Origin of the sequence: Halobacteriovorax sp. RT-2-3, from assembly GCF_047085075.1 — a bacterium.
Taxonomy (GTDB): Bacteria; Bdellovibrionota; Bacteriovoracia; order Bacteriovoracales; family Bacteriovoracaceae; genus Halobacteriovorax_A.
The window spans coordinates 248,441-265,187 of sequence record NZ_JBKIYF010000003.1; the positions used below are offsets into that span (position 1 = coordinate 248,441).

The 16,747-nt window shown below is 36.3% G+C and carries 18 protein-coding genes; 9 read left to right on the forward strand and 9 right to left on the reverse strand.

Annotated elements, in window-relative coordinates:
• Positions 1-55: 55 nt before the first annotated feature.
• Positions 56-1,375 carry a glycine--tRNA ligase gene (locus ACMAYX_RS11650; protein ID WP_304466325.1) on the reverse strand — a complete coding sequence of 440 codons (1,320 nt, stop codon included), beginning with the start codon at positions 1,373-1,375 and terminating at the stop codon, positions 56-58.
• Between the two features lie 315 nt (positions 1,376-1,690).
• Here ACMAYX_RS11650 and ACMAYX_RS11655 point away from each other — a divergent pair, with 315 nt between their 5' ends.
• From ACMAYX_RS11655 to ACMAYX_RS11680, 6 genes are all read left to right on the forward strand, one after another.
• Positions 1,691-4,144 (forward strand): DUF3656 domain-containing U32 family peptidase, encoded by a 2,454-nt coding sequence (locus ACMAYX_RS11655; protein WP_412471974.1) that lies wholly within the window; start codon positions 1,691-1,693, stop codon positions 4,142-4,144.
• Complete coding sequence (locus ACMAYX_RS11660) at positions 4,144-4,404, forward strand: GIY-YIG nuclease family protein (RefSeq protein ID WP_103218936.1); 261 nt, start codon at positions 4,144-4,146, stop codon at positions 4,402-4,404. The genes ACMAYX_RS11655 and ACMAYX_RS11660 overlap by 1 nt, the downstream gene beginning before the upstream one ends.
• Positions 4,405-4,468: 64 nt before the next feature.
• A complete protein-coding gene (locus tag ACMAYX_RS11665) occupies positions 4,469-4,990 on the forward strand; it encodes a redoxin family protein (RefSeq protein WP_103218935.1) in 522 nt (173 codons plus the stop codon).
• A 2-nt stretch (positions 4,991-4,992) separates the two neighbouring features.
• Positions 4,993-5,370, forward strand: a complete 378-nt coding sequence (locus ACMAYX_RS11670; RefSeq protein WP_412462990.1) for a hypothetical protein — start codon at positions 4,993-4,995, stop codon at positions 5,368-5,370.
• Positions 5,370-5,801 (forward strand): FixH family protein, encoded by a 432-nt coding sequence (locus ACMAYX_RS11675; protein WP_412462991.1) that lies wholly within the window; start codon positions 5,370-5,372, stop codon positions 5,799-5,801. Before ACMAYX_RS11670 ends, ACMAYX_RS11675 begins: the two co-directional genes overlap by 1 nt.
• Complete coding sequence (locus tag ACMAYX_RS11680) at positions 5,783-6,670, forward strand: hypothetical protein (protein ID WP_412471975.1); 888 nt, start codon at positions 5,783-5,785, stop codon at positions 6,668-6,670. The genes ACMAYX_RS11675 and ACMAYX_RS11680 overlap by 19 nt, the downstream gene beginning before the upstream one ends.
• Here ACMAYX_RS11680 and recO read toward each other — a convergent pair.
• Positions 6,665-7,462: a DNA repair protein RecO gene (gene recO / locus ACMAYX_RS11685; RefSeq protein ID WP_103218931.1), complete on the reverse strand. Its 798-nt coding sequence runs from the start codon at positions 7,460-7,462 to the stop codon at positions 6,665-6,667. The genes ACMAYX_RS11680 and recO overlap by 6 nt on opposite strands.
• Complete coding sequence (locus tag ACMAYX_RS11690; protein WP_412477732.1) at positions 7,450-8,394, reverse strand: DEAD/DEAH box helicase; 945 nt, start codon at positions 8,392-8,394, stop codon at positions 7,450-7,452. The genes recO and ACMAYX_RS11690 overlap by 13 nt, the downstream gene beginning before the upstream one ends.
• 79 nt (positions 8,395-8,473) lie before the next feature.
• Between ACMAYX_RS11690 and ACMAYX_RS11695 the strand changes: the two genes are divergently transcribed.
• Positions 8,474-9,178, forward strand: a complete 705-nt coding sequence (locus ACMAYX_RS11695) for an RsmE family RNA methyltransferase (protein ID WP_392990773.1) — start codon at positions 8,474-8,476, stop codon at positions 9,176-9,178.
• A gap of 1 nt (position 9,179) precedes the next feature.
• The gene (locus ACMAYX_RS11700) at positions 9,180-9,434 is read left to right on the forward strand and encodes a NifU family protein (protein WP_021266260.1); all 255 of its coding nucleotides are present in this window, start codon (positions 9,180-9,182) and stop codon (positions 9,432-9,434) included.
• Between the two features lie 40 nt (positions 9,435-9,474).
• Here the strand turns inward: ACMAYX_RS11700 and ACMAYX_RS11705 are convergent, their stop codons facing one another.
• The 3 genes from ACMAYX_RS11705 to ACMAYX_RS11715 form a co-directional block, all read right to left on the reverse strand.
• A complete protein-coding gene (locus ACMAYX_RS11705) occupies positions 9,475-9,657 on the reverse strand; it encodes a hypothetical protein (protein WP_103218928.1) in 183 nt (60 codons plus the stop codon).
• 96 nt (positions 9,658-9,753) lie between these two features.
• Positions 9,754-10,560 (reverse strand): nitrilase-related carbon-nitrogen hydrolase, encoded by an 807-nt coding sequence (locus tag ACMAYX_RS11710; RefSeq protein WP_412471977.1) that lies wholly within the window; start codon positions 10,558-10,560, stop codon positions 9,754-9,756.
• Complete coding sequence (locus tag ACMAYX_RS11715; protein ID WP_412471978.1) at positions 10,560-11,873, reverse strand: UDP-glucose dehydrogenase family protein; 1,314 nt, start codon at positions 11,871-11,873, stop codon at positions 10,560-10,562. Before ACMAYX_RS11715 ends, ACMAYX_RS11710 begins: the two co-directional genes overlap by 1 nt.
• A gap of 80 nt (positions 11,874-11,953) precedes the next feature.
• Between ACMAYX_RS11715 and ACMAYX_RS11720 the strand changes: the two genes are divergently transcribed.
• Positions 11,954-12,946, forward strand: coding sequence for a lysylphosphatidylglycerol synthase transmembrane domain-containing protein (locus ACMAYX_RS11720; protein ID WP_103218925.1), 993 nt, complete (start codon positions 11,954-11,956; stop codon positions 12,944-12,946).
• Between the two features lie 5 nt (positions 12,947-12,951).
• Here ACMAYX_RS11720 and ACMAYX_RS11725 read toward each other — a convergent pair whose 3' ends face one another.
• The 3 genes from ACMAYX_RS11725 to ACMAYX_RS11735 all read right to left on the reverse strand — a co-directional run bounded on the left by ACMAYX_RS11725 (position 12,952) and on the right by ACMAYX_RS11735 (position 16,720).
• Positions 12,952-13,572, reverse strand: a complete 621-nt coding sequence (locus ACMAYX_RS11725) for a hypothetical protein (RefSeq protein ID WP_103218924.1) — start codon at positions 13,570-13,572, stop codon at positions 12,952-12,954.
• 2 nt (positions 13,573-13,574) lie between these two features.
• The gene (gene lepA / locus ACMAYX_RS11730) at positions 13,575-15,398 is read right to left on the reverse strand and encodes a translation elongation factor 4 (protein ID WP_146037906.1); all 1,824 of its coding nucleotides are present in this window, start codon (positions 15,396-15,398) and stop codon (positions 13,575-13,577) included.
• Between the two features lie 89 nt (positions 15,399-15,487).
• Positions 15,488-16,720 (reverse strand): HAMP domain-containing protein, encoded by a 1,233-nt coding sequence (locus ACMAYX_RS11735; RefSeq protein WP_103218923.1) that lies wholly within the window; start codon positions 16,718-16,720, stop codon positions 15,488-15,490.
• Positions 16,721-16,747: the final 27 nt, after the last annotated feature.

The window sequence follows — 16,747 nt, forward strand, 5'->3', positions numbered from 1 at the left end:
CCTTGCTTAGTATAGAAAAAAGGCCACGAACTTGTGGCCCTTCAAAAAATTTATTTTAAATGTAGATTCTATCTCTTAAATAATTCTTAACTTGATCTAGTGCAATTCGCTCTTGATTCATTGAATCGCGATCACGAATCGTAACAGCGTTATCATCTAAAGAGTCAAAGTCAAAAGTGATACAGAATGGAGTACCAATTTCATCTTGACGACGGTAGCGCTTTCCAATTGAACCTGCCACATCATATTCAGCTGCAAACTCTTGTTGGAGTTCATTAAATAATTTTGTTGCTGGCTCATCTAATTTCTTCGTTAGTGGAAGAACAGCAACTTTAACAGGAGCAAGAGAAGGGTGGAATTTCATTACAACTCTTTCATTCTCTTTATCACCTTCATTTTCAATTCTGAAAGCATCACATAGAATCGCTAGTAGTGAACGATCACAACCAACAGATGTTTCAAGAACGTAAGGAAGGAATTTCTTATTTCCATCAAGTAGATCTGTGTACTTTAAGTTCTTTCCTGAAAACTCTTCGTGTTGGCGAAGGTCAAAGTCTGTTCTTGAGTGGATACCTTCCATCTCATCCCAACCATGTGGGAATTTATATTCAATATCTTCTGCAGCATCCGCGTAGTGAGCAAGCTCATCACCTAAGTGTGGATGCCATCTTAAGTTTTCTGGACGCAGACCATTTGATAAGTGCCAATTCCAACGAATTTCTTTCCACTGCTCCATTGCCTCAGCTTGAGTTCCTGGCTTAATGAAATATTGCATCTCCATTTGTTCAAACTCACGAGTTCTAAAAATGAAGTTACCTGGAGTAATTTCGTTTCTGAAAGCTTTACCAATTTGAGCAATACCAAATGGAAGCTTCTTTCTCATTGTTGATTGAACATTTAGAAAGTTTACGAAAATCCCCTGAGCCGTTTCAGGTCTTAGGTATACTTTTGAAGATGAATCTTCAACTGGCCCCATTTGTGTATTAAACATTAGGTTAAAATCACGTGGCTCAGTGAACTCACCAACAGCACCACAGTTTTGACAAGGAGCTGATGTATCAATTTTATCTTCGCGGAAACGAGACTTACATGCTTTACAGTCAACCATTGGATCGTTGAAACCATCAACGTGACCAGAAGCTTTCCAAACCATTGGGTGCATGAAAATTGAAGCATCAACACCAACGATATCTGAACGTAAAGTCATGGCCTTCCACCACTTATTCTTTAAGTTTCTTTTTAACTCAATTCCGTATGGGCCGTAATCCCAACAAGAAGATAGACCGCCATAAATTTCCGAACTTTGGAAAATAAATCCACGGCGTTTAGCTAGACTAACAATTTGCTGCATGTCCTTAATATTACTTTCTGACACAATGCCCCCTACTATGGTAAATAATTGCACAAAGTATACCCACTCATTCACCAATCGGCTAATTATTTTCCCATTAAGGTACACGCCACCTTTTCGTAATATTACTAACTTATGCGTCATTTTTTCTTAAAATTACGATGATTCTGACCAGTTTATAAGTGGTGCCTAATAACGAAACTCAAGCAGAATTAGTAGCTTTTATAATATGAACAAATTAGCGGAAAACTCATTAAAATCAGCACAAACTCTCTATATAAATTACTGAAATCACGATTTGGTGTCGCGTACCTTTTACGCTCGTGCTAAAAACAGGTCATGAAAAAATCTGAAATTCTCGCCCCAGTGGGCAATATGCAAATGTGCCTCGCGGCAATTCACGGCGGTGCGGATGCCATCTATGTTGGTATGCCTGGATTCAACGCTCGTGGAAGAACTCACGACCACTCAGTTGGTGAACTAAAAGAGATGATCGACATGTGCCACCTCTACGGAGTAAAGGTTCACGTCGCATTTAATATTTTAATTTTTGAAGAAGAAATAGCTGATGCTATTGAAAGATTAAATGAAGTCGTGGCGCTAGGCCCTGACGCTTTAATCATTCAAGATATCGGACTTGCAAATTTAGTTCGTCAAATTTATCCAAATCAAGTTATTCACGGTTCAACACAAATGACTGTGACAAACCACGATCACATCGCGTTCTTAGAAGATCTTGATATCAAACGCTTCGTACTAGGACGCGAAAACTCAATTCCTGAAATAAAAGAAATTCGAGCAAATACTGAGCGAGAGCTTGAAGTCTTCACTCACGGGGCGCTGTGTGTTGCCTACTCTGGCCAGTGCTTTACTTCAGAAAGTATCGGCGGACGTTCGGCCAACCGTGGTCAATGTGCACAGAGCTGTCGCTTCTCTTATGAAATGTTTGTGGATGGTAAAAAAGAAGACCTCACGAAACATGGCCGTAAAATGAGCTATCTTGTGTCTCCTCAAGATCTTTGTGGAATTGAAGAAGTTAACGAACTTCAAGACATGGGCATTGACTCTTTTAAAATTGAAGGCCGTCTTAAAGGTCCTGCATATGTGTCGACAGCAGCAGGTGCTTTTAAAGCAAAACTTGAAGGGAAAGAAGTAAGTCAAAAAGAAATAGATAATATGGCACTTACTTATTCACGTGGCCTGTTTTCTGGTTGGCTTCATGGTGTTGACCATCAACAACTAGTAAAAGGTAACTACGGAGCTCACCGAGGAATTGAACTTGGTAAGATCAAGAGAGTTGATCCTCCATATTTAGAAATCGACACTGATCGCGAATTAGAAAATGGAATGGGCGTTGCAATTTGTGATGACAATAAAGGTATTGAAATTGGCTCATCTATTTTTAGTGTAAAAAGAAAAGGAAAACGAGTTAGCCTTTCTCTTGCTCATGATTTTAAATGGAAGCAAGTTCGCCCAGGTATGGATATCTACCTAAACTCTGACCCAAAGGTTGCAAAAGAGAGCGAGTCTCTAATTAGCGATATTAATAAGCAAAAGCGTATACCTGTTGAAGTAACACTGTTAGCAAATGCAGGAGAAAAGCTTACTTATATTATTACAGATGGCCAATACAAAGTTATTAGACAAAGTGATGACTTAGTAGAAGAAGCGAGAAAACCAGCTGATCTTGAGAAAGTTGAAAAAGATGCTTGTGCACTTTCGCGTACTATTTATTCTGTTTCAAAATTCGATTTAAAAACAAATGGTAAGTCTCCTTTCATTCACTCAAAGGCACTTAAGAAATTAAGACAAGAAGCTATTGAAGAATTGAATAGTCAAAGAGTTAGTGTCAAAGCACCAAAATCGCAATCATTTAAACTATCTAAAAAAGAAGTTTCAGAAAACGAGATCACACTAAACTTTCTTCTTAGAGATTTTGATCAGGTTAAGCAAGCATACGAAGTATTGAAAAACTGTGATTTTGAAAGACTTCTAATTACTTTAGATTTTGAATTTGGAAAAGACTATAAGCCCTCATTAGAGCTTCTTAAACAACTACCAAACTGCCAAGTTGGTGTTGCGACTAATAGAATTTTAAAACCTAAAGAATACCATCATTTAAATGTTCTGACTCGATTGGATCCGGATTTTATCCTTTGTCGAAATCTAGGGTCGTATCAATATTTAAGATCAAAGACAGATGTTCAATTGAAAGGAGATTTCTCTCTTAACGTTGCAAACTCTCAAACAGCAAATTATTTACTTGATAAAGGTTTTGAAACATTAACTTCATCATATGACTTAAATGCAAAACAACTAGAAAATCTTCTTGCCAATACTGATGCTGGAAAGATTGAAGTTAATATTCATCAGTATATGCCAAGCTTTCACATGGAACACTGTGTGTATGCAGCATTCTTATCAGAAGGTTCTTCGTTTAAGGACTGTGGGAAGCCTTGTGAAAAACATCATGTAGAACTTAAAGATCAATTTGGAAATATGCACTTTATTAAAGCCGATCAAGAGTGTCGAAATACAATGTTCAATGCTATTGCACAAAGCTCAACTGACTTAATTGATGAGTTAATTGCAAAAGGTGTCTCACAGTTTAGAATTGAACTTTTAAATGAGCACGATGACAAACTTAAGAGTAAACTTGAAGGTTATCTAAATTTCTTCAATGGAAAGATTTCAACGAATGAGTTAAAATCAATGTTAGGCACTCAGGAAAAGTACGGAATTGGTACAGGGATGCTAATGAAAGAAGATACTTATCAAGCGAGAAAGAATTAATGGCAAAAGCCAACAAGTGGTTTGTCTATATTATAGAAACTCAAAATGGAAAGCTCTACACAGGCATTACAACTGATGTAGAGCGCCGATTTGAAGAACACAAAAATGATCCGAAAGGAGCAAAATTCACTAAAGCAAACCCTCCTAAAAAAATTCGTTTTACAGAAGAGCACCCTGACCGCTCAAGTGCGAGTAAACGAGAAGCCCAAATTAAAAAATTAACACGTCCCCAAAAACTGACATTAATCAAGAAATCGTAAATATTAATACCTACTAGGGTATTGAATTCTTGTACTTCAATTAGAGATTTTATAAATATCACATATGAAATTACTAATTGCATTTATCTTCTCAAGTATAACTTTTGGAGCCTTCACAGAAGTTCGCTACGATTTATCAACACATAAAGAGAAACAAATTTCTCGAACTAAAAATAAGAAAGTTCTTATTTTTCTTTCACCAAGCTGTCCTTGCTCCCAAAAACAATTTGATTACATAAACTCTCTTGCAAAAAAGTTCAATAACATTGAATTTATTGGTTTTAGTTCTAACAAGCATATAAGCAAAAAGAAGGCCCTTGAATACTTTGATCAATTCAAAATTAACTTTCCAATCTTTATCGATCAGGATCTTAAGTTTGCAAATAAGATGAATGCATTAAAGACCCCACATATTTTCTTATTAAATGAGAAAGAAGAAGTTATCTATCAAGGAGCTGTGACAAATAAGAGAAGCCCTGAATTATCGACGAAATTTTATTTAAATGATGTGCTAACTGCACTCAAAAATAATAAAGAGCTACCATATAAAGAATCAAAAGCACTTGGTTGCTATATCGCGAGGTAAATATGATTAAGACACTAATTACACTACTTATGACAGCTTCAATTGTTGCATGTCCTTACCAAATAGAATCTCAAAACTTATGTGTTGATCTTGAATGGACTAATGGGCCTTTTGATGGAAAACCATCTACATTTGAAGCCGTTGTCTTTGATAAAGATTCACTAGAGAGAGTGACACCGAAAGATTTAAAAGTATATGTATGGATGATGATGGCCAATGGGCATCAACATGGTGGGCCTGCAATCACTTGGTCATTTAATGAAGAGTCAATAATCAATGGAAATGCTAAGTTCTTCATGGGACATATGAAAGGTTACTGGCAAGTTCGCTTTGAATTAGACGGCGACATTACAGCTATTGATGTGGAGCTTAAGAAGTAATGAAACTATTGTCACTTACACTTCTATTCTTACTATTTACAAGCTGTGGAGATTCTCCCTTTTCCGGTGGTCTTAAAGAGTTAGTTAGTGGAGTTGATAATATTTCTAACGAAATACGTTTTGATACGGAGGCCTTAACTATTTTGAGACAGTGGGATAAAGGCCCAATAGTTTACGATAGTTCAACACTTACAATTACATTTAAAGACTCAGCAAATAACTTGAAAGATCCTGCAGGTGAATTCTCTGCCTACATCTGGATGCCAGATATGGGACATGGCTCATACCCAATTACTGTAACGAGAATAGCTACTGGAGTTTATCAACTTACTGATATCTATTTCACAATGGGTGGCCTCTGGGATTTTCACTTACAATTAAAAGATAACGGAAATTTATACGACTCTATATCATGGCCTCTTACACTTTAATTCTATTTACAACTTTCTATACTATTAGCACTTATGCGTCTTCATGCTGTGGCGGCGGAGCAAATATACCTAATATTATTCTTGGCGATCACCAATGGGAGGCAAAAATTAATTATGCCAACTCAGCAGTAACAAGTGAAGCCGGAGTAGATGGTAAGATTCATAATATTAATTCTAAAAATGAAGTAACAGAAACAATCGCCTTAAAAGGCAGTTATCTAATTGATAGCTACTTTCAATTTGCCTTTGATATACCAATCAAAAAAAGAACAGTTGAGTCTCCAACCCAAAGGACGAGTACCACAGAGATAGTCGATCCAAGCTTTCAATTTACTTGGGAGTTCTTACCGGAGTTAACTTATAATCTCATTAAGCCTCGTGGTTTTATATTCTTTAAACAGTTAATTCCAAATGGTAATTCAATATACAGCTATAACGATCCTCTATTGTCAGACTCCCTAAGCCGTGGTGTTTTTGAATCAACTCTAGGTTTTGCATTTTTTAAGGTAGTATACGAATACGATTATTCATTAACACTAGAAGGTCACTACGGTTTTAAAAGAACGATAGACAATAAAGAAGTAGAGCCAGGTTTTGGGTACTCTTCTTCCTTAGGATTTGGTTATAATCCAAATGCAACTATGCGCTTTGGAACTTCTTTAACTTATTGGCAAGACAGTGCCGTTAAGATAGATGGCATCGAAGGTGAAAACAAATACTACCTTTCAACGAGTTTCAATTACTCATATATGTTTACGAGAAGCTCTATTGTCTTAAATTACTCAGATGAAACAATTTTAAATATTGCAAAGAATACAAATTTAGCTAAGGCCATTTCACTTACATATAAAGTTTTTGAAGATCTATAATAATAAGCTTAGTGACTTATAATGTTCACGCTGCACGTGTTGATGGTAACAAATATAATTCACTAATTGATTAAGATCCGACTTTTGAATATGTGTACTAACTTTATAATCCGAATACTTACTTGCAGCTACGTTAAGCATTTCGTTTCGAAGGCTCTTTCCCTCTTGCCCATTTACCAATCGTTGCTCTTCGAGACTTAAATGTGAGAAGTGAATAAAGCCACCTTGTTCAATTGAGAGTGACACAAAGTCATTATCACCAATTTCAACACCAGAGACGGCGCATGTTTCAGTTCGAGGAAAAATCCCCAATTCGACCATCGCCTTTACTAGAAAAATAAATAGTTCATGATTAGGATTAAAATCGCTAGCAGTAACTCGACTTTCCAAGCGAAAGATTGCATTTGAAAGAAGTCGAAAAATACCTTCATGACTTTTTTCACTTAAATCAAGATCATCTTTGTGCGTAATCTGTGGAGCAAAAGACTGACAAAGTTCGCAGAAAAAACAAAGAAGGTAGAATGCCATTGGATTATGTGAGATATTTTTATGACACCATTTTTCAACATGATCCTTACTAGTCAGTATTTCGAAACTATTTTTAACTCGGCCAAAGCCAACTTTAAAAAGATAACCAACTTGCAAGATAGAAGATACTTTCCTCTTTCCTCCTCCCTGTCCACCATAGAACATCACAGAAATTTTATTTCCGTTTCTGAGGAGTAAATTTCCAATCAAGTGTTTGTCTTGATATGGAATTTTGTTAATAAGAATGCCTTCTAATTCAACCATAATAATAAATCCTGACTCATTATAAAGAGATAATCACATATCTTGTAGTGAATTCTTTCCCACCACTTCTTCCCCTTTTCAAGAGCTCCAATGTATTGAAATTCCTCTCCAAATCGTCCTCCGCGACCTATCATTTGAAAATTTGTCGATTCATTTGGTTTATAACTAATATAAATATTCTCTATTCCATATAAATTAACCCCGTGACTTAAGGCGCTAGTTGCAATAATTAAATCAGAGGGTGCCTGATTCTCTCTGACAACAAAATCCTTAACCTCTCCCCCCACGCAATAATCACAAGAAACACCTAATCTTTGAAAGAACTTATTCCAAAAAAAGACTTCTTTTCGTGACGAGCAAAACAGAATTGTTCGTCCCCTCTCAAAGAACAACTGCTCAAAGATAAGCTTCAATAAAAGAAGTGGCCTAATTAACATCCTCTTCTTTTTATACATATTTTTCTTTTGAAAATTTCCGATATTTAGAAAACAAAAATGCCTAAAATTATTTTCAACATCTCTTTCAATCACTCGATAAAGTTCGTCAGTGATTGTCGCACTTAAACCAATCACCTTTGTATTTCCAGAGGAAGAGATTTGATAGAGAAAATCAAGCAAGCGTGGACGAAAAGACTCTCCCCATTCGTAAAAGAGATGAAATTCATCAAGCACAAACAAGGAGTTGGATTTTAAAGCAAACTCTAAATCATCCCGAGAAAGCGACTCCACTGTCGTTAAAAAGATTCCTTTGTCAGAAATATTATTCACAACACAGTCCCTCTCCTTCAAATCTTCCAGTATTGAACGCAGCGGAGAGACAATAATAATCCTTTCAAAGTCCTCTAATAATTGCCAAATAAGTCTTGTTTTCCCCCAGCCCATAGGGGCCATAAATAAAGTGAATGAATGCTCTCTATTGACGATCTGTGACAAAGTTGCTTTAAAATCCATACCCAAGAGGTGCAAGAAGTGGTAAAAGAGTTAAAGCTATAACTCATTAAAATTAAAGAACATGAATTCTGTCATAATTAGAAAAGAGCAAATTCACGATTCAAAAGCTGTTCTCACACAAGAACAGTCGAAGCATTTACTTGAAATTGTAAAAGTAAAAGTTGGCGACGAACTCAAAGGGACAATTCTTGAAGAAGGTCTAACGACTATTACTGTAAGTAATATTAGCGATGGAATTGTTGAAGTAGAAATTGGGCAAGTCAGAAAAGGGCTTCACTTTCCAATTGAGTTGATTATTGCAGCTTCAAGACCTCCTACAATGAAAAAAGTGTTTGAGCATTGTAGTGCTATGGGTGCAAGTCACTTTCATATTTTTAAGGCCATTTTAAGTGATAAGAGCTATCTCACTTCTAAAGTTTATGAGCGCTTTCAAGAACTATCAGAACTTGGCGTTAGTCAGTCTGCTGTTTTCTATAAAGCTCCAACTCTTAAGAAGACTTATCAATATGAGGATATAGAAGCGAAAGGTGTTCAACGATTTATTCTCTCACCTTATGCCACAACAAAGTTAAAAGATGTTAAAATAGATATTGAAAGACCATTACAATTGGCTATAGGCCCAGAGCGTGGATGGACCAACCAAGAAATAACTGAATTTAAAAATCTTGGTTTTGAAGAAATCAGCATAGGTCCTTCAATTATGAGAGTTGAAAATGCCTCAATCGCAATCCTTGGCCACTTAAACCAATTAATGGATAGGAAATAATATGCTTAGAAAAATTGAAAAACTTTTTGATGAACAAGTAAGACCAGCTCTTGCTGCTCACGGTGGTAATATCGAATTAATCGATTACGATAATGATAAACTTTATGTAAAGATGACTGGTGGTTGTCAGGGTTGTTCTGCTTCACAGGCAACGCTTACAGATGGTGTTGCAAGACTTGTTAAGCAAAACTTTCCAGACATAGTAGAAGTTGTGGATGTTACAGATCACTCAAAGGGTGATAATCCGTTTATGTAAAAAAATAGCTCCCAGTCGGGAGCTATCAGCTTATTAAAGTTTAAGCGACTTTAGTATGTTCTTCTAATTCGGACTCGCGCATTCCATAGTCTTCATTTGCATGAGAAATTGATCTTCTCACCCTATCCTCAGTCTCCCAGTAACTTAATCCTGAAAGGATAATACTTCCGCTGGTGGCAAATGCCATGACTGTAGTCACGAGTATAATCTCTAGTAATTCCATATTTGCCTCCTTAATCTAATCATATAGACTTATCGGCAGATAAATGTGGAATACCTCCAAATTCTACTCAATTTTCAATAAATTTAAATACTTAGATTAGAGAATGACCCTTGAACGGGCCTCAAGAATTTGCTCTTTTTTGAGTCTTACAATAGACACACCTTCTTCATTTTTTTGATCAGAAAGAATCTCGCCCCAAGGGTTAATAACAAGGGAGTGTCCGTAAGTGTGAATGCCAGGATTATTTTCACCACTCTGTGCACTGGCCACGACATAACACTGTCCTTCAATTGAACGAGCTCGTAATAGAGTATGCCAATGTGCCTTTCCAGTAGGAACAGTGAACGCTGAAGCAAAAGTAATCAGATCGACCTTATTATAGTAGTAATACTGAAGGAACTTTGGATATCGAAGATCAAAACAAATTGCGATACCAATTTTCCAGCCAAGAATATCAATAATTAAAGGATCATTTCCTGCTGTATAAATATCAGCTTCATTAACTTTCTTATGAATCTCATTTCCCTGTTCATCTACAGTTGTGATGTCACAAGAAAATAAATGGCACTTGTCGTAGCTACCAATAACACAACCTTTAGGATCCAAGTTAATGGCCTTATTATAAATAGCTGTATTACTTTTAAAAGCAACAGAGCCCCCAACAAGGAAGAGCCCAGAATCAATGGCCAATTGCCTGATGTTATCAAAGTGTTCATTGTCCCACTCCACAAGGTATGGACTTGGCATGCGGCCATTTGAGATTGAATAAAAACACTCAGGCAGGAAGGCCACTTGGGCCCCCGCTTCTTTTGCCTGAGATAAGTATTTTTTAATTTTTTTTAGATTCGATTGATAATCGAGAGATGAAGAAATTTGAATATTGGCGATAACCAACTCATTCATTAAATTTTCTTTCCGATCGCGTAGTAAGTGAATCCTTCCGCTAAAACTTTTTCTGTTTTAAATAAGTTTCTTGCATCAAAGATGATTTTACCATTTAAGCGCGAAGAGATTTCAGTAAAGTCAGGAGTAGAGAATTCTCTCCATTCAGTTACAGTAACCATAGCGTCACATCCACTTAAACAGTCATACTTATTAGCTACTTGCTCAATAGATGAGTGATACTTTTCATCCACAGCTTTCATGAAGTTTGGTCCACCTTCAGGATCGAAGAAACGAATCTTTGCACCAGCATTGATTAGGTCCTTTGCCATATAAATTGCAGGAGACTCACGAACATCATCAGTATTTGCTTTAAATGCTACACCCCAAAATGCAAAAGTTTTTCCACTTAAGTCTTCACCAAAATGCTTTTTGATTTTTGTTGCCATGTAAAGTTTTTGCTCATCATTTACATCTTCAGTTGATTCAATGACTCTTAGAGTATGCCCATGTTCTTTAGCTGTATAAATTAAGGCCTTCACGTCTTTTGGAAAACATGATCCACCATAACCAGGGCCCGGATATAAGAAGTGTGGTCCAATTCTTCGATCACTTGAGATTCCTTGGCGAACCTCATTGATGTCTGCACCAAGAGTGTCACAAAGTCTTGCAATGTCATTAACGAAAGAAATCTTAGTCGCTAGAAAACAGTTTGCCGCATACTTTGTCATCTCTGCTGAAAGATTAGACATCATATAAATTGGGTTACCTTGTTTTACTAATGGCTCGTAAAGCTCTTCCATAGCTTGCGCTGCGTACGGGTCGTTGTGACCGATAACTACACGATCAGGTCTCATGAAGTCTTCAATTGCTGATCCTTCTTTTAAGAACTCTGGGTTATTTACGATATGAAATTTTTTGTCAGTATTTTTTGCAACAATCTCTTTTACTTTCTCACATGTTCCAATTGGAACTGTTGATTTAATAACAATGATTGCATCATCACTAATATTTTTTGCTACATCTTCGGCAGCTTGAAATAAATATGAAAGATTTGCACTTCCATCATCTCCAGAAGGAGTTCCAACCGCAAGAAAGATTGACTTAGAATCTTTTACTGATTCAAGACCTGTTGAGAAAGTTAGTCTCTCTGCTTTAATATTTCTTTCTAGTAGATCGTTAAGTCCTGGTTCAAAAATTGGTGATTCACCACGTCTCATCATTGCAACTTTATTTTCATCGATATCAACACAAGTAACCTTGTGACCGATTTCCGCAAAACAAGTTCCACTTACTAAACCTACATATCCTGTTCCAATAACTGTAATTTTCAAGCTTTTATCCTTTTTAAAAATTGGTACTAGATTAGCACCTTTTATGCTAAGTTTTAAGTCTAAATAAGGACTTCAACAGTATGCTCAAGGCGTCATTCCAGACAATTCTCAAAGTAGTTTTCGCAATTGCTATCCTGACATGGCTTGCAAAGTCAGACAAGCTTGACCTTGGGCTAATAAACAAAGTACTTGAAAATGGGCCATGGGCCCTGATCTCATTTACTCTGTTAGTGTGTGGTTCATTTATTGCAGCTTTTCGCTGGTCACTTCTCCTTAAAACAAAAAGTGAAAAGATTCATATAAAGAAAATTTATCCAATTAATTTGATTGGACAATTCTTTTCCACTTTTCTCCCAGGTGTTGTAACTGGTGACTTCTTAAAACTTCTCTATGTTAGAGATTGTGATCGAAATTTAAAAAGATCATTTCTTTTAAGTACTGCACTTATTGATCGAATAATTGGCCTTATTGGCCTTTTAATTGTCGGTGGCTCCTCTTCGATTTATTTTTATTCGGAACTGATCGTTTTATCACCAAAGGTAAAACCTCTCATTTCATTCAATATTATGCTTCTACTTGGTGCACTTGGTTTTGTCTTAGTACTCTTTATGCCGGTAAGAATTAAAAGACATGTCATTGAATTAATAAAAATTCTACCAATTGTTGGAGATAAGATTGCAAATATTACTGAAACGTTTTGGAAAATTGGTGAAAGTCGAAGCGTGATATTAAAATCAATTGGCCTCTCAGTGATAGTCCACATCTTTGCAATTAGCGCTTTCTGGAGTTTAGTTCATTCTTTCCTAGATACAAATATTGGAATTAAACAACTTTTTAGTATTATCCCTATTGGGCTGATTTCAATAGCTATTCCAATATCTCCTGCAGGAGCAGGTGTTGGCCACCTTGTTTTTGAAGAGCTCTTTAAGGCACTGGGACAAGATAAAGGTGCTTCATTTTTCAATCTCTACTTCTTAGTAGCAATTTCAGTGAATCTTCTAGGTGTCATTCCATACGTTCTTTGGAAAAAGAAGCACACCTTCAAAGAAGCTGAAGCACTTGAAGAAAATTAAGTAAATTAGTTAAAAACAAAAATCTTTTTCGGATCGATATGGCCGTACTGACGCCACTTAGTCTTTAAAGCTTCAATCCTTAAAAGAAATTGCATATCTCTTTTACGATCATTTAGCTTTCTGACTTTCTTAGATTCCTTAACAAGCGGCCCTCTCGCATCATAAGGAAGAACAGAGATATCATCTAATAACATCGTCTTTCCTTCGTGAGAAATTGTTCGAGCAATGAATAAGTCATCTTTTACTAGTTGTAACGTAAACTCATTCTTAGGAATATAGAATTTAGTATTATGTAGAATGTCTTTAAAGACATGCTTTTTAAAAAGATTTTGTCCACGGTATTCAAAAAGAGAATGATTAATACTTAACATTGAATCTTTTTGATTTTCTTCAATTGAGATTTCATTAACAAATTTCTTAATAAGTGGCCCATTATCATCGAAGTCACGTTGAGTGATATACCAGTAAACGAATCCATTCATACGAGATTCGTAATCCTCATCCTCTTCCGATAATTTCCCAGCAAGCTTAAAATACTCTTCTTTTGCTGATCTTAATTTGTCATAGTATTCATTCGACGAAAACTTAGTTACAGCATCGTCTAAAATACTTCTCAATTCTTCCATGTTTATTTTTTCCCACCACTACTTTCTTCATCTACAGCAAGAACGGCCAAGAATGCTTCTTGTGGAACTTCTACGGATCCAACCATCTTCATTCTCTTCTTACCTTCTTTCTGCTTTTCAAGTAGTTTTCTCTTCCTTGAAACGTCACCACCGTAACACTTAGCAAGTACGTTCTTACGAAGTGCCTTTACAGTTTCACGAGCAACAATTTTAGCACCAATTGCAGCCTGAATGGCAATATCAAATTGCTGACGATCAATAATCTTTCTTAATCGCCCTACAAGATCACGACCCTTATAGTATGCATTATCAACGTGACAAATAATTGATAGAGCATCAACTTTCTCACTATTTAAAAGGACATCAACCTTAACAAGTTTTGAGGCTTGATAACCTTTGAACTCGTAATCCATCGATGCATATCCCTTAGTGTAACTTTTTAACTTATCATAGAAGTCAAAAACCATCTCACTTAGTGGAAGATCATAAGTAACCTGCACACGCTCTTCAGTAATATATTTCATATCTGTCTGAATACCGCGCTTTTCCTCACATAGACGAATAATCTTACCAACAAATTCGTTTGGTACGTGAATTGAGATTGAAACAACCGGCTCAGTAATTTCTTCAAATTTTCCAGGCTCAGGCATTGTTGAAGGGTTTTCAACATCAACAATCTCACCGTCATTCATCTTAACTTTATAAGACACAGAAGGTGCAGTTGAAATTAAATTTAAACTAAATTCACGCTCAAGACGTTCTTGAATAATATTCATGTGAAGTAGACCAAGGAATCCACAACGGAAACCAAAGCCTAGTGCCTGAGATGTTTCAGGCTCGTATGTAAATGAAGAATCATTTAGCGCTAGTTTTTCTAGAGCATCTTTTAATACTTCATAATCATGAGATTCAACAGGGAAGATACCACAGAAAACCATTGGCTTTACTTCTTCGTATCCACCTAAACTTGGCGTATCTTTCTTCTTAGCATTAACAACTGTATCCCCAACCTTTACGTCACGAATATTTTTAATACCGCAGATAACCATCCCAACTTCACCGGCACCGAGTTCTTTTACCTCAGTAAAGAACGGAGTGTTCACAGCAAGCTTAAGAACTTCATATTCTTGATCTGAATTCTTAAGATAGATAATATCTTTCTTATTAATCGTACCTTCAACCACTCTGAGTAAGAAGATTACACCCTGATACGGGTCAAACCATGAGTCAAAAATTAGACCCTGAAGATCTTTATTTGGGTCCCCTTTAGGACAAGGGATTTTTTCAATAATCGATTCAAGTAGGTCTTCTACACCAAGTCCTGACTTAGCTGAAACTTCATCAGCATCTAATGCTTCAATACCAACAACATCTTCAATCTCTTGCTTAACACGTTCTGCATCTGCGTGAGGAAGATCAATTTTATTAAGGACAGGCATGATTTCAAGATCATTTTCCATGGCCATATAAACGTTAGCAAGAGTTTGCGCTTCAACACCTTGAGAGGCATCAACAACAAGAAGAGCACCATCACAAGAAGCAAGTGATCTTGAAACTTCATATGAGAAGTCAACGTGACCCGGAGTATCGATGATATTTAGGTAGTAAGTCTGTCCATCGCGGGCCTTGTAGTTCAATCGAACAGTTTGTGCCTTAATGGTAATCCCACGCTCTTTTTCAAGCTCCATATTATCGAGAATACGATCAGATTTCTCGCGATCAGTAATTGAACCTGTTTTTTCAATTAAACGATCCGCAAGAGTCGATTTCCCGTGGTCAATATGTGCAATAATGGAAAAATTTCGAATTAGTTTCCTATCAATCATTGTATCTATAACTCCGCTAAATTCCACGAATCATAGCACATATTTCTAGGGATAACTATATTTTCGAGAGTTTTGAGGCACCTAAATACTTAAGATGCCTGAACTTCTTTTGACATTACCATTAAGTAATAATCTAGTGACGAGTCGCGTCCACGAATTGGAATTACTGACGCATAGCCTTCGTAAATATATTCAACTACTTCCTCGATATCTTCATGAGACTCACCTGCTTCATCCCCTTCGATATCAACCTTTACAGAAATCTTATCTCCAATCTCTTTATCTGATTTAGCTGAGTCATCGCGCTTAGCGATTTTGATTTCCTGGTTTTCAATCTTAGAACGACGCTTAATGGCAAGTTCATATGTTTCAATGATGCACTGAGGAATAATTGAATCTGTCATCACTTTACCAATTGTATCTTCTGATTGAACCTGAAGAAGTTGGTAAATCTGATTATTCATATACATGAGCTCACCCTTGGCATTTGTTAAAAGAACAGGTCTCTTAACCATATTGGCAAGTACATCAAACTTTCTATTCTCTACAACAATCTTATCTGCACGTAATTCTTCAAACTTTTTGAAAGAGTGAATCATCTTATTCATCTCTTGAGCAATCTCTCCAATCTCGTCATCTTGCGAATAGTAGATCGAAACGTCGAAGTTACAATCTTGTAGCTCTCGAATAGCATCTTTAATCTTCTTAAATGGTAAAGCAATTTTACCAGGGATAACTAGACCTAAAATAATCGTCCAAAGAAATGCAATAATTAGAGTAATCATCATCTTGCGTTTAGTTTCGTTGATGATTCCTTTAATTTTCTCTTCTCTTTCCACATTCTGATAATACTGAATGTCTTGAAACTCAGAGAATGCATCAAGAATTTTATCGGCCAGCTCACCTATGGAAGTCATTCCGATATTATTTCGATGGAATAAAGAAGCTTTACTTAGAATAACCTTCAATGAATCGGTATAAGAGAGCATTTGTCCAATAATCTTTTTAACCTCTGGTTCATCGTAGTGAGTATCAAGTCTTTGAAGTTGTGATGTAAAAGACTCACAAAGGTTTAGAATTCTTTCCACCATCTCTGGAGTTGGTTTTTTTGTGAGAATCCTTCTTTGATTCTTTAAAATCGCAACCGCTGAAATCCTAACCTCGTCAGTAATAAGAGTTACTTTATTTGAACGATCAGTAATCGACTCAATTTCTTTATTGAGGTTATTTAAATGATAAAAAACGATGAACGCTAGAAGAATTACAACTGCTGCTGCAAATGAAAAACTCCAGGCGACTCGATTTCTTAGTGATAAATTCAAAATTATTCCCCTTTATGCGACGTCAAA

Excerpts from the sequence above, each read along its gene's own strand:
- ACMAYX_RS11660 (WP_103218936.1), top strand. The coding sequence starts at position 4,144 with ATGGCAAAAGCCAACAAGTGGTTTGTCTATATTATAGAAACTCAAAAT.
- ACMAYX_RS11670 (WP_412462990.1), top strand. The coding sequence starts at position 4,993 with ATGATTAAGACACTAATTACACTACTTATGACAGCTTCAATTGTTGCA.
- ACMAYX_RS11680 (WP_412471975.1), top strand. The coding sequence starts at position 5,783 with ATGGCCTCTTACACTTTAATTCTATTTACAACTTTCTATACTATTAGC.
- ACMAYX_RS11665 (WP_103218935.1), top strand. The coding sequence starts at position 4,469 with ATGAAATTACTAATTGCATTTATCTTCTCAAGTATAACTTTTGGAGCC.
- ACMAYX_RS11695 (WP_392990773.1), top strand. The coding sequence starts at position 8,474 with ATGAATTCTGTCATAATTAGAAAAGAGCAAATTCACGATTCAAAAGCT.
- ACMAYX_RS11655 (WP_412471974.1), top strand. The coding sequence starts at position 1,691 with ATGAAAAAATCTGAAATTCTCGCCCCAGTGGGCAATATGCAAATGTGC.
- lepA (WP_146037906.1), bottom strand. The coding sequence starts at position 15,398 with ATGATTGATAGGAAACTAATTCGAAATTTTTCCATTATTGCACATATT.
- ACMAYX_RS11700 (WP_021266260.1), top strand. The coding sequence starts at position 9,180 with ATGCTTAGAAAAATTGAAAAACTTTTTGATGAACAAGTAAGACCAGCT.
- ACMAYX_RS11725 (WP_103218924.1), bottom strand. The coding sequence starts at position 13,572 with ATGGAAGAATTGAGAAGTATTTTAGACGATGCTGTAACTAAGTTTTCG.
- ACMAYX_RS11705 (WP_103218928.1), bottom strand. The coding sequence starts at position 9,657 with ATGGAATTACTAGAGATTATACTCGTGACTACAGTCATGGCATTTGCC.
- ACMAYX_RS11710 (WP_412471977.1), bottom strand. The coding sequence starts at position 10,560 with ATGAATGAGTTGGTTATCGCCAATATTCAAATTTCTTCATCTCTCGAT.
- ACMAYX_RS11720 (WP_103218925.1), top strand. The coding sequence starts at position 11,954 with ATGCTCAAGGCGTCATTCCAGACAATTCTCAAAGTAGTTTTCGCAATT.
- recO (WP_103218931.1), bottom strand. The coding sequence starts at position 7,462 with ATGGTTGAATTAGAAGGCATTCTTATTAACAAAATTCCATATCAAGAC.
- ACMAYX_RS11675 (WP_412462991.1), top strand. The coding sequence starts at position 5,370 with ATGAAACTATTGTCACTTACACTTCTATTCTTACTATTTACAAGCTGT.